General features: G+C 58.3%; 10 protein-coding genes and 1 tRNA gene. 4 read left to right on the top strand and 7 right to left on the bottom strand.

The annotated features are described in order from the left end of the window. Positions 1-118: 118 nt before the first annotated feature. Positions 119-1,468 (top strand): 3-phosphoshikimate 1-carboxyvinyltransferase, encoded by a 1,350-nt coding sequence (aroA, locus tag ACZA91_RS03580; RefSeq protein ID WP_190534510.1) that lies wholly within the window; start codon positions 119-121, stop codon positions 1,466-1,468. A gap of 100 nt (positions 1,469-1,568) precedes the next feature. Here aroA and ACZA91_RS03585 read toward each other — a convergent pair whose 3' ends face one another. The 5 genes from ACZA91_RS03585 to ACZA91_RS03605 form a co-directional block, all read right to left on the bottom strand. Beyond that, positions 1,569-2,492: an ABC transporter ATP-binding protein gene (locus ACZA91_RS03585; protein ID WP_190354165.1), complete on the bottom strand. Its 924-nt coding sequence runs from the start codon at positions 2,490-2,492 to the stop codon at positions 1,569-1,571. 15 nt (positions 2,493-2,507) lie between these two features. Then, positions 2,508-2,589: transfer RNA gene (locus tag ACZA91_RS03590), tRNA-Leu, on the bottom strand. A 70-nt stretch (positions 2,590-2,659) separates the two neighbouring features. Then, complete coding sequence (locus ACZA91_RS03595) at positions 2,660-3,946, bottom strand: hypothetical protein (RefSeq protein ID WP_463184726.1); 1,287 nt, start codon at positions 3,944-3,946, stop codon at positions 2,660-2,662. Continuing rightward, positions 3,939-4,883, bottom strand: a complete 945-nt coding sequence (locus ACZA91_RS03600) for an SPL family radical SAM protein (protein ID WP_199291437.1) — start codon at positions 4,881-4,883, stop codon at positions 3,939-3,941. The genes ACZA91_RS03595 and ACZA91_RS03600 overlap by 8 nt, the downstream gene beginning before the upstream one ends. Positions 4,884-4,984: 101 nt before the next feature. Next, positions 4,985-6,514: a phosphoribosyltransferase family protein gene (locus ACZA91_RS03605; protein ID WP_463184727.1), complete on the bottom strand. Its 1,530-nt coding sequence runs from the start codon at positions 6,512-6,514 to the stop codon at positions 4,985-4,987. Between the two features lie 339 nt (positions 6,515-6,853). On the opposite strand from ACZA91_RS03605, the gene ACZA91_RS03610 reads away from it, so the two are divergent. The 3 genes from ACZA91_RS03610 to ACZA91_RS03620 all read left to right on the top strand — a co-directional run bounded on the left by ACZA91_RS03610 (position 6,854) and on the right by ACZA91_RS03620 (position 10,440). Then, a complete protein-coding gene (locus ACZA91_RS03610; protein WP_463184729.1) occupies positions 6,854-9,151 on the top strand; it encodes a hypothetical protein in 2,298 nt (765 codons plus the stop codon). Between the two features lie 209 nt (positions 9,152-9,360). Continuing rightward, positions 9,361-9,465 (top strand): photosystem I reaction center subunit VIII, encoded by a 105-nt coding sequence (psaI, locus tag ACZA91_RS03615; protein WP_099534644.1) that lies wholly within the window; start codon positions 9,361-9,363, stop codon positions 9,463-9,465. Positions 9,466-9,651: 186 nt separating this feature from the next. Continuing rightward, complete coding sequence (locus ACZA91_RS03620; RefSeq protein ID WP_463184732.1) at positions 9,652-10,440, top strand: 7-carboxy-7-deazaguanine synthase QueE; 789 nt, start codon at positions 9,652-9,654, stop codon at positions 10,438-10,440. Between the two features lie 7 nt (positions 10,441-10,447). Here the strand turns inward: ACZA91_RS03620 and rsmI are convergent, their stop codons facing one another. Next, positions 10,448-11,347, bottom strand: a complete 900-nt coding sequence (gene rsmI, locus ACZA91_RS03625) for a 16S rRNA (cytidine(1402)-2'-O)-methyltransferase (RefSeq protein ID WP_463184733.1) — start codon at positions 11,345-11,347, stop codon at positions 10,448-10,450. Between the two features lie 15 nt (positions 11,348-11,362). Continuing rightward, positions 11,363-11,803, bottom strand: coding sequence for a metal-sensing transcriptional repressor (locus ACZA91_RS03630; RefSeq protein WP_463184735.1), 441 nt, complete (start codon positions 11,801-11,803; stop codon positions 11,363-11,365). Between the last annotated feature and the right edge of the window lie 18 nt (positions 11,804-11,821).

Genomic DNA, 11,821 nt, shown 5'->3' on the forward strand with positions numbered 1-11,821 from the left:
CCTGGGCGATGGGTTTGCCAAGCCTTTAGGGCCCGGTAAGCCAATCACTGCCTAGGGCAATTCTGCCTGTGGCAATTCTCCCGGCGCGATCGCGAGTCCGAACCCTGTCGATCTTCCGATGCTCCACCCGATCGTAACATCCGAATTTGTAAACGCCCGCCAACGGCTGATCCTTTCTCCCACTGCCGAGGGCTGCCCCCTCGTGGGTCGCGTGCGGATCCCCGGCGACAAGTCCATTTCCCACCGGGCCCTGATGCTCGGGGCCTTGGCGGAAGGGGAAACAACCATTGAGGGCCTGCTGTTAGGCGAAGATCCCCGCAGTACCGCCGCTTGCTTCCGAGCCTTGGGAGCCGAAATCAGCGAGCTGAACACCGATCGGGTAACCGTGCGCGGCATTGGCATCGGCAATCTGCAGGAGCCGATCGGGGTGTTGGATGCGGGCAACTCGGGCACAACCCTGCGGCTAATGTTGGGCATTTTGGCTTCCCATCCCGATCGCTTCTTTACAATTACGGGCGATGACTCCCTGCGATCGCGGCCCATGGGTCGGGTCGTGAAGCCCCTGACCCTGATGGGGGCACAAATTTGGGGCCGCCGTGACAACACCCTCGCGCCCCTGGCTGTGCGGGGTCAGGCCCTCCAGCCCATTCATTACCAATCCCCGATCGCCTCAGCCCAAGTCAAATCCTGCATTTTGCTGGCAGGGTTGATGACCGAAGGACAAACCACCGTCAGTGAACCGGCCCTGTCGCGCGACCACAGCGAGCGAATGTTGCGGGCGTTTGGGGCGGAAGTGATCGTGGATCCGGACACCATCAGCGCCACGGTGGTCGGCCCGGCCAAGCTCCATGGCCAGCGGGTAATCGTGCCCGGGGATATCAGTTCAGCGGCCTTTTGGCTGGTGGCGGCGGCGATCGTGCCCGGCTCTGACCTGACGATCGAGAACGTGGGCATTAACCCCACCCGCACCGGTATCCTCGACGTGCTGCACCAGATGGGAGCCAACATCACCCTCGAAAACGAGCGCGACGCGGCGGGCGAACCAGTGGCAGATTTGCGGGTGCGCTATGGGCCCCTCAACGGTTGCGAAATTAGCGGGGCCCTGATTCCTCGGTTGGTCGATGAAATCCCCATTTTGGCCGTGGCGGCAACCGTGGCCCAAGGCAAAACCGTAATTCGCGATGCGGAAGAGTTGCGCGTGAAGGAGAGCGATCGCCTGGCGGTGATGGCGGCGGCCCTGCAAAAAATGGGGGCCCAGGTGACGGAACAGCCGGATGGGCTGGAAATTGCCGGCCCGGTGCAATTGCGGGGGGCCGATGTGGACAGCCACACGGATCACCGAATTGCCATGAGCCTGGCGATCGCGGCGTTGGTGGCCCAAGGAACAACCACCATCGATCGGGCAGAGGCGGCGGCCATTTCCTATCCGGACTTTGTGCCCACCCTGGAGCGGCTCACCCAAGGTTAATCGGCCTGCAAGTGGATCAAACCCATCGATCGGGCGGGTGAGCCGGTTATGGTGAGTCAGTCAACTGATCGAGATCGGGCAGGTTGATCAGGCAGATTAATCAAGCCGAGTTGGATCGCGCCCCAACCGCCAGGCTACGGCGCGTGATTTCCAAATACACCGCCTCCAGACCCACGGGCTGACGGGCCAAGCCATCGATCGGCAGGCCCGCCAGCCGCTCCAGCAACTCCGGCAAACTGAGGGACTCCGGCAACCACAACACCAGTTCCCCCCCAGCTTCCCGCCAAGGCCAGCCCAGTTGCTCCACCCGTTCAATCGTCCCGGCACGATCGGCCGTCGTTACCCGCACCAACTCAGCGGCGGGAATGGTCGATCGCAGTTCCGCCAAAGTTCCCTCCAGCGCGATCGCCCCCTGGCTCAAAATTCCAATTCGATCGCACAGGCGCTCCGCCTCCTCCAGCAAATGGGTGGTCAGCAGCACCGTCAAACCCTGCTTTTTCAGATCCCGAATCATGGCCCACAGGTCATAACGGGCTTCCAAATCCAAACCCGCTGTGGGTTCATCCAAAATCACCAACTTGGGCCGATGCACCAGGGCGATCGCCACATTCAACCGCCGCTGCATCCCGCCGCTGAGGGTTTCCACGGGACTATCGGCGCGATCGGTTAAGCCCACCCAAGCCAAGCACTGAGCCAAACGCGATCGCCGTTCCGATTGCCGCAAACCATACAAACTGGCAAAAAAATCTAAATTCTCAGCACAGGTCAGGCTTTTGTAGAGCAAGTTGTCCTGGGGGGCAATTCCCAACCAGTGGCGGGGAGCCTGGGCCAAGGGGCGATCGCCCAACCACAACTCACCCCCATCAGCCACCAACAGGCGACCCAGGATATTAATCGTCGTGCTTTTGCCCGCACCGTTGGGGCCCAGCAGCCCATAAATTTCGCCCGGTCGCAAGGACAAACTCAGTCCTCGCAATACCGGGCGATCGTCATAGGATTTAGTTAACCGTTCAATTCGCAACATGCTGCGCTGAACCCATGCGGATAATAGGACTTGAACCTACACGCCTTGCGGCACTAGAACCTAAATCTAGCGCGTCTACCAATTCCGCCATATCCGCTTAAGCCCAAATATCATAGCAAAATCCCCCCACTTCGGCAATCGTCATTTCATGCCAGTTGGGGAAGCCGTCACCGGTTCCGCACCGGCCGCGCCACAATCACATAATCATCCAGACCGTAATTCAGATCAAAGGTTGCACCAGCATAATCCCGCCGTAGACGACTAATCCTAGACTGCGGAGGCAAATTTTTAATCGCAAATTGTTTGAACTCTTGTTTGCCTAAGGGAGATCGCTGACCGGTGGAATTGAGATAGCAATACCACTCCAAATCAAGATTCAGCATTCGCAAAAACGTGATGACGGCAGCTTTTTCTTGGGTATCCGTCAGCGATCGATTATTGAGTCCTTGAAAGGATCGAAACTTTTTATCTTGAATCACGAATAACACATAGCCCGCATCGCTCAAGCCATGGCTAATGATGCGCTGATATTGTTGTAGAAAAATTACACGCTCCACGGAATCCCAGGGGAAGCAATGGGCGATTGTGATCCAATCAAAAAATTTCTGTGGCAACTGTGATCGGGAATCTTCCTGAAGGTTGAGCGTTTTGAATTGGATATAACTTTGGTCACTCATTCCCATTGCCAGAGACCATTGCCTCAGCAGTTGATGCCCAATATCTTGAAAGGCAGATTGACAGTCAACAGAGCAATAGTTCAAGACCTGATCGGGCGATCGTACCTCTGGATCAAGCAATTCCCGCAACAACAACAGCCCAAACAGCGTTGTTCCTGGCCCCGCCGCTAAGTCCAGAATTCGAGGTTGTCTTGGTAATTGTCGACGTTCATAAATCAGTAGCCAACTAATAAAGAGACAGAGGGTATTTTCTAGAAAATATTCTAATAAATAAGCTTCCGCAGAATATTGGAAGCAGTACGTGGGACTTGCTCCACCTTTTAGCAATCGTAAATCTCCTAAAGCATCCCTGAGAGCCTGCTTTTGAGCCGATGTCTTCCGGGAAGGAAGTCGTTGCTCAAGGTGTTTCGTTAGGATGATCTCCAGAGGGTGAAACACCGCCTCCGGCAGCCCGGTGGTTTGCCACAATCCCTGGTCGATCGCCCGTAGCTTCAGTTGTTGTTTTAGGTCTTGGCAGCAATCGGGATTTGGCTCGCAATAGGGGGAAGTTTGGGCGGCGGCGCGTTGGGCCTGTTGTAGGGTTTTGAGCTGCGATCGCGTTTCGCGTAAATCCTGCTCCTGTTGCAGAAAGTCTACACAAAGCTGCGCCAAAGGTGACTGAACTGAACCGCGCTGTTGCCGTTGTGCAATTAGCAGTCGCACCTGGCGAAAATCTCGCCGCTGGAGGGCCGCCGCCAATTGACGATCGCTCCACCATTGCCGCAGGACTTCAATCATAGCCAAATCCCGCTTGACGTTCACAAAGCTCTAGATCATATTGCCCTTCAGCAATTAAGCGTAAAATATCATTTTTAAGCAGCTCATAATGTTTTTCTTCACAGTCGTACCACCAAGCAAAGCGCTGTTTTAGGGCTGTAGCGATGGGGCGGGTAGAAGCCTGGCGCATCCGATTGCCCCGATCGGGATGGAAGGGTTGCAACACCACCCGATCGGCAATGGCCAACCGCTGCACCAATCTGGGCAAATCGGCCGGCTCCGTGGGCAACAGCGGTGTGAGGGTGACGGATAGTTTGGGAATATAAACGTCGTGATCAGGTGATAGGGCAATGCCATAGCGAAAACGCTGCAACGCCTGAAACCGAGAATTAATGCTGGGCGATCGCTCCTCAAACACCCGCCGCACGGTCTCGGAACCGGTGGGAATACTCATGTTGATTCGCAACCGCTGGAACCGCTGCAACAGATCGAGATCACGCACGATCGCCGGGCTGCGAGTTTGGATCACGAGTGTCGGTTGATAGGGAAGCAGGGTTGCTAATAGGGCCCGTGTGAGTTGGGTTTTTGCCTCGATCGGCTGGTAGGGATCAGTGCTAGTACTCATATAGATGCTGGGCGGTTGGTCGTGATGCCGAAACCAGCGTTCTAGCTCTTTTTCCAGCACTGCCACGGCGTTGGTTTTAACCACCACCCAATTGCCCCAATCATCCCGCCACCGAGCCGTGGGGCTAAAAGCTGCCGCATAGCAGTAGGTACAAGCGTACTGACAGCCTTGGTAGGGATTGAGCGTAAAGTCGTAGGCTCCGATGAAGCCAGATGCGGGCATCAGCAGCGATCGGGCTTGGGTTTGATAGACCTGGGCTGTGCCAAAGGCAGCACCCGACGGCGGCGCGGGTGATCGAGCAGGAAATTCCGGCAGAGCAGTAAAGTCGGCCATCGCTCAAAAATCTCAGAATCAATCGACTCATCATCCGTCGGTAAACTTGCGCCAGTTTATGCAATTTCAGCCTGGTCGAATGCCAACCCGCATCCCCTGCGCTAAGCATGGTCGATCGCCTTGAGGGCGGTGTATTGGGGTTCAGCAATTTTGTTTGCTGCAAATAGGGTGTCGGCAATTTCGCCAAGGGTGAGCACCGCGTGCGATCGATAGCCTTTGGCGGCCAAGCGTTCCTTAGCTCCCGTGTTGTGGTCAATGAACACCACCAAATCAGTGACCCGCAGCCCCACCGATTCCAACTTGCCAATTCCCTCGATCGCGCTTTTACCGGAAATCAAAATGTCATCCACCACCACCGCCGTTTCGCCAGGGGTGAAATTTCCTTCCACCACCCGCTGAGTGCCGTGGGCCTTCACTTCCTTGCGCGGAAAAATCATGGGGCGGTTCAGGTGCAAGGCCAAGCCGGTGGCCGTGGGCAAGGAACCGTAGGGAATGCCGGCCAGGCGATCGAACGTTAGGGGAGCCACCCGATCGGCATAGGCCAACAGAATTTTGTGAAAGACTTGGGGATTCGAGATGATTTGCCGCAAGTCCACGTAATAGGGAAAGGTGGCCCCGGAGGCCTGCACATAATCACCAAACAAAATGCAACCCAAGTCGAAGAGCTGCACAATCAATTCCGCGTGGGGATGGGCGCTGGTGTTGGTGCTGGCGGGAGCGGGCAACCAAAGGGGGCAGGCTTCCGCGATCGGCCCGCAAACGGCCGTCTGAGCTTGGGTGAGTCGATCGCGCAGTTGCGTAATTTGGCGACGGGGTTCCGGGTGGCTGAGGGCCGCCCGAGGCACCAGCACAATCAATCCATCACCATCGGCCGCCAGGCCCGCTTGCAGGGTTTGGCGCAGATTGGCATCCAGCCGATCGCCCGTGGCCGCGTCCAGGTCTTGGCCATAGTCCACCGTTGCCAGCCCCGCCCCTGACCAAGCCCCCCGCAACAAAATGGGCGCTTCTGGAGCCACCGCCCGCAGTCGCCGCAAGATTTCCGGATCCGCCGCTTCCAGTTCCAAGCCCATTTGGCTGGGAATGCCCCAGGTTTGCACCTCGCGGGCCAAGCTGAGGTAGCGGGGTTCGGCCTCGGGGGCCGGGTCTTGCAAAACGCGGGCGGAGGGATTTTCGGTGTAACACAGGGCAAACAGGGCGCGATCGGCTTGGAGCAAAAAGGGCGCGGCATGGTCTTGGCCCGAAAAGGGCACGATCGTCACGGCATCCACCTGCCAGCGATCGAACGCTGTGCGGGCAAACAGGCCGCTGTTGATCCAGTCCGCATGTTTGGCATCCAAAATGACGGGCAATTCTGCCGGAATCGTGTGCCGCAACAGGTCTTCTAATAGGGCCAAGCCCGCCGCCCCAAATAGCAAATAGGGATCGATCGCCACCTTATAGGCACAAACCAAATCCGCCGTTTGGGCCACCATCGTTCGCAGCCAGTCTCCCAGGGCCGTCAGGGGGCGATCGACTCCGGCCGCAATGTCGGCCACAGCCGCTTCCAAAAAGTCAGAACTCGGATCCAAACTGAGGCATAGCAAACTCCCGCGCGATTGGGTCGCCCGGTGTAATTTATCGATAAATGTCATAGGAATCGCAGGGAAATCTCAACAGAAATTTCAGAGAATGTCTGAAAAGGAGCTTAGATTATTGGCAAAACACCTGAACCCGGATCACCGGCTAAGAAGCTTTGAATTGTAGAGAGTTAGGCCCCTCCGCTCCGTCAATTGCCATACGGACAGAATGCCCCGGAGTGGCCCAGGGTTCCCTGGTTAATGGAGTAGGATAGGGGCACTTTTTCCGCTGAGCGCCGTTGTGGATGGGCCGGGGATTTAACCTTGGGGTTGAATTCAGGAATTCCAGTCAACGGTGCTGGCTTTGGGCGTTGCGCGCGCCGCTAAATCTTCACCCTGCGGGGCACGTTGTCGATGGAGTATTGCGAGTTTTTGCTGCAAAAGGAGGGCGATCGGGCTTGGTTGCCACTGGAGTCGCCCAGCGTCGAAGTTTTGGAAGGACGCTATCGCCTGATTGCCCGATCGAGCTATCCCGATGCGGCAGTGGAAATTCGTGTGGGCTACCAGCCGGATGGGGCGATCGGGGGCACTAGCCAACGCACCCAGTCCCGATCGGCCCAAACCAATGTCAATGGGCTGGTGGTGGTGATTCCGTTCACGGTGTTGCGGCCGGGGCTTTGGGAATTTAGCTGTCGGCAATCGGTGGGCGAGGAGGCGGATCCAACAACCACGGGGCCCGCCTGGCGCTATGCGGTGACGCTGCAAGTGTTGGCCGTGGAGGCGGAAGATTGGGTGGATGTGGAACCGCAACCGGCGGCTGATGCGCTGGCCCAGGAATCCAACGGGTCGGAAGTGGCGAGTCGATCGCCCGATGACTTCTCCCCGTCCCATGGCGCGAATGGTGCTGAGGGGGCCGTTGAAGAGGTCATGCCGGAGCTAGTAGCGGAAGCGAACGCGGCGAACGGGCTGGCCGATGCGATCGCCCCGAAAATTCCCCAGGCCACGGAGCCGGAGCCTATTACTTCAGAAATCGCTTCAGAAGTTGCTCCAGAAATTACCCCAGAGAGCACCCCGAAAAACACTCCAGAAATTACCCCAGAGCCAGCCTCGGCCAAGCCCCCATCGATTCCTCTGCCAGCCTTACCGCCCACGGAACCCTTCACGCCCCCGATCGAGCGGTTGATTCAGGTGGAAGACGATCGCCTGTTGCGCATCGCCGATCGCCTGTTGCAGCAAATGGTGGAACCGGCGGAACCGGATCCCATGGAAGCGATCGACCCGCTGGTGGCCGCCAGCCAGCTTCCTCCCTTGCACTTACGGCTCGATCGCACCACCTACATCACCGCTTGGGGCGATCAGTTGGTGTTGCAAGGCAGCTTGGATTGGGCCGAACCAACCAAGGCCCCCATGCTGGCTCAACTGCCGCCCACCTTGGAATGGCGGGTAACCCTGCGCGATCCCAACAGTCAGCGGGTGTTGGTGCGGTTGCGCCAGCCGATCGCCGGGTCGCGCTGGAGCCGGCCAAGCGATCGCCCCTTACCGGGTCAGTTCACCTGCACCGTGGAATTGCCCCTAGAAGCCAGCACCTTTTTGATGTTGGGCGAGCTGGCTTTGTATCCCCACAGTTTGCCCAGCGCCGAACCCCTTACCAGCCAGGCCTTCGCGGTGGCCGCCGATGCCGATGCCCTGTTGCGGGCGATCGAGCCGGATTTTCGCCCAGAGGATTGCACAGAGGACGATCGGGCCCCGGCCGCGTTGCCGCACGAATCCCTGCCGTTTCGGCCCAATGCCCAAGCCCCAGCCAAAAAGAGCTTGGATCTGAAGCTGCTGAACTTTGTGCAACCGGCGAAAGCGCCCATGTTGCCATCGATGTCGCCGTCCATGGACTCCGCGCCGTCGATGCCCGAGGTTGCCCCCGCCCCGATTGCCGGTGTTGAGTTGCCGGAAGCTGCCATTTTGCAAGGGTTGCCACCCGCTGCGCCAATTCCCAGCGCCAACGGCCCGGCCCCTTGGGCGATCGACCCCTTACCCAGTGAGCCTTCACCCTTTGATGCGCTGCCCAAGGGTCACCGGTTCTGGTCAAGGCTCACGGCCTTGGCCGATGACCAAGATTTACGGGCCTGGATGCGGGCCCGAGGAGAGGGAGTTGCGCCCGCCCCGGAGCCACCGGATCCCGATGCGGACTGGACGGCCGGTGAAGTGCTGGTGGATGACCTGTTGCCGCTGCAAAACGAATCCAATGGTTGGTCTGCCCAAACTAGCCCACCACCGCCGCCGCCCGCCGATGCCACCTTGCCGCCCACGATGCCGATTCCACAGCCCACGATCGAGCTGTTGACCCATCCCCTGGTGGCGGAAACCACGGCCACCTTGCGGTTGCGAGTGACGGAGGTGCCCTCACGACTCTGCATTAAGGTTTGGACGAGCGATCGACAGACGCGCCAAATCTTGGAACCACCGCGCTGGCTGTTGGAGTTGCCCCCCAATGGCCTGGGGGAATTGGAAACCCGTGTCACCTTGACCGTGCCGGCCCTGGTGGCGGAACTGAGCATTGAGGCGGTGGTGATGGAGTTGGCAACCCACCGCGAAAGCCGCAAGGCGGTGATTGTTGCCCCCGTGTTGCCCCCCGAGGCCCATCCCGATCGCCCCACATTGGATCCACTGGCGATCAACAACCTGTTTGAGGCCCTGTCGCCCTCCCGTTGGGATTAGGGCGGAATTGAGCCTCCGGTCAAGGATCCAAAACCCAATCACAGGGCATGTTGGGGGCGATCGGCTCCCCGCGTTGATTCAAGCGTTGGTTCAAGCGTTGATTTGCTTGTTTGTTAAAAATCTTTAGCAACCCCACGCCACACCGGAGGCCAGCTCGTACAGTTAATGGGAAATCCTCTGAATTCGATTAAGAATAAGGATCTTTTCCCATGGCAGCCTCTTTTCTTCCTTCGATTTTCGTGCCGATTGTTGGCTGGGTATTTCCTGCTGTAACAATGGCCCTGCTGTTCCTGTATATCGAAAGCGACGCTTAACAAAAAATCGCAAGCGAAGCTGTGCGTAGCCTGCCAAATTCCCCGATCACGGCCCTGAATCACAGCGAGGGCAATGACTGGGGAGATTGCAGTTTGCCTTCTCCTTGAATCGAGTTGATTAAATCCAGACCGCTGGCTGTCTAAGATAGTTAGCGGTTTTTTGCGGGCGAACAGCGCCTGAAGATCATGAGCGATCGGGTGGCGACGGCACGGTTAATTGAAGTTTTTTCAGCAATCCAGGGTGAAGGGCCGATCGTGGGCACGCGGCAACTGTTCATCCGGTTTGCCCAATGCGATTTGCGCTGTGACTATTGCGATAGCGATCGCACCTGGGTGGCTCCCGATCATTGCGACATTGAGCAAACCCCTGGCCTACGGGATTTTGTGACTGTTGCCAACCCCGTGAGCCAATCGCAGCTCCTGGACTGGGTGCAACAGCTCGATCGCCCCCATCTACACGACAGCATCAGCATCACGGGGGGTGAACCCCTGTTGCACAGTCGTTTTTTGCAAGATTTCTTACCAGCCTTGAAGACCGTTTCCAGCCTGCCGGTTTATTTGGAAACCGGAGGCCATCGGCCACAACAGTTGGAACCCCTGTTGCCTTGGCTGGATTGGGTTGGCATGGATTTGAAGTTGCCCAGTGTCAGCGGCGAAACCCACTGGGAGGCCCATGGGGAGTTTTTGCGGTTGGCGGTGGCAGCGCAGAAGTGGGTGTTTGTGAAAGCGATTGTTTCTGAAGCAACCACGCTGGCGGATCTGACTCGATCGGCTGAGTTGGTGGCGGCGATCGATCCCCATTTGGTTTACGTGATGCAACCCGTTTCGCCCTTGCCCGCGCCGATTAAGCCCGATCGCCAACCACCGCAACCACCCCAGCCCGAACAAGTGTTGGCCTGGCAACAACACCTGAAACAGTGGTTACCGCAGGTGATTGTGATTCCACAAACCCACAAGGCGATCGGGCAACTTTGACCGGGCCCTAATCGGGAATTTTGAGGGACAGCTCGTAGACCGATCGCTTGGGCAGGTTCAGTTGGCCGGCAATCTCGCGGCTGGCGGCCGATCGGCTCATCCCTTGAGTCATGCGATCGGCCAGAGCGGCGATAATCTCCGCTTCCGTGGGTTGGTGGGCCACCGGGAGGACTCCACCCAAAATGAGCACAAATTCCCCCTTAATGGGACAGGCGGGATTCTCGGGAATCCAAGTGGCGATCGCCTCCGAGAGGGAACCGCGCCAAAACTGTTCGTAGCGCTTGGTCAGTTCCCGGGCGATTGCGATCGGTCGTTGGTCGCCACCATGGTTGGCCAGGTCTTGCAGGGTTTCCCGCAGGCGGTGGGGCGCTTCGTAAAGAATCACGGTGCGGGCCTCTTGGGCCAGTTGAGCCAGTCGATCGCGCCGTTCTTTGCCCTTGGTGGGTAAAAATCCTTCAAAACAAAAGCGATCGGTGGGTAAGCCGGAGCCAATTAGCCCCGCGATCGCCGCGCAGGCTCCCGGCACTGGCACAACGGACAACCCCGCCGCCCCGCAAGCCGCCACCAATGGCACGCCCGGATCGGAAATGCCCGGCGTACCTGCATCGCTGACTAGGGCGATCGCCTGGCCCGCCCGCAGTCGATCGAGAATTTCGGGAATCCGTTTGGTCTGGTTGTGTTCGTGATAGCTCAGTTGGGGCTTGCTGATTTGGAAGTGAGCCAGCAGCTTGCCCGTGTGCCGGGTGTCTTCCGCCGCGATCGCATCCACGGCCTGCAAAATTCGCAAAGCTCGGTAGCTGATATCTTCCAAATTCCCGATCGGGGTGGCTACCAAATACAGGGTTCCCGGCTGCACTGTTGTGACTTCGCCCACGGTGGTCGGCGCTGGGGAAGGCGTTGCCGTCATCTGCCGAACCTCCCCCTAGATTAAAAAGCGATCGAGCGCCGCTTTCAGTTCCGCCAATTCCGCGTCAATGTTGCCCTCGCGTGCTGCTCGCACAATGCACTCATTCAGGTGCTCATCCAAAATGGCCCGCGCCACCCGATCGATCGCACCGCGCACCGCCGCCAACTGAATCAACACATCGGGACAATCTCGCCCATCCTGCACCATGGCCTTGATGCCGCGCACATGGCCTTCAATTCGCGACAGACGATTCACAATTTTGCGAATCGCTTCCGGGTTGTGGGCGTGGCTGTGGCTATGGGACGGGCCATGACTATGGCCGTGAGCAGGGCTGGGAGCGGGATTGGAGTCGAGGTGCTGGGCAGAGCTGGGGGCGGGCTGATGGGACTGGTCGGAATCGGCGGAAGGGTGAGGGTGATTATCAGGTTGTGCAGGGTCGTGATCAGGACGATTCAAGGGATGGAACGCAGCCAG

This window comes from Limnothrix sp. CMB-01 (genome assembly GCF_055193175.1).

Excerpts from the sequence above, each read along its gene's own strand:
- ACZA91_RS03620 (WP_463184732.1), top strand. The coding sequence starts at position 9,652 with ATGAGCGATCGGGTGGCGACGGCACGGTTAATTGAAGTTTTTTCAGCA.
- psaI (WP_099534644.1), top strand. The coding sequence starts at position 9,361 with ATGGCAGCCTCTTTTCTTCCTTCGATTTTCGTGCCGATTGTTGGCTGG.
- ACZA91_RS03610 (WP_463184729.1), top strand. The coding sequence starts at position 6,854 with ATGGAGTATTGCGAGTTTTTGCTGCAAAAGGAGGGCGATCGGGCTTGG.
- ACZA91_RS03585 (WP_190354165.1), bottom strand. The coding sequence starts at position 2,492 with ATGTTGCGAATTGAACGGTTAACTAAATCCTATGACGATCGCCCGGTA.
- rsmI (WP_463184733.1), bottom strand. The coding sequence starts at position 11,347 with ATGACGGCAACGCCTTCCCCAGCGCCGACCACCGTGGGCGAAGTCACA.
- ACZA91_RS03605 (WP_463184727.1), bottom strand. The coding sequence starts at position 6,514 with ATGACATTTATCGATAAATTACACCGGGCGACCCAATCGCGCGGGAGT.
- aroA (WP_190534510.1), top strand. The coding sequence starts at position 119 with ATGCTCCACCCGATCGTAACATCCGAATTTGTAAACGCCCGCCAACGG.
- ACZA91_RS03595 (WP_463184726.1), bottom strand. The coding sequence starts at position 3,946 with ATGATTGAAGTCCTGCGGCAATGGTGGAGCGATCGTCAATTGGCGGCG.
- ACZA91_RS03600 (WP_199291437.1), bottom strand. The coding sequence starts at position 4,883 with ATGGCCGACTTTACTGCTCTGCCGGAATTTCCTGCTCGATCACCCGCG.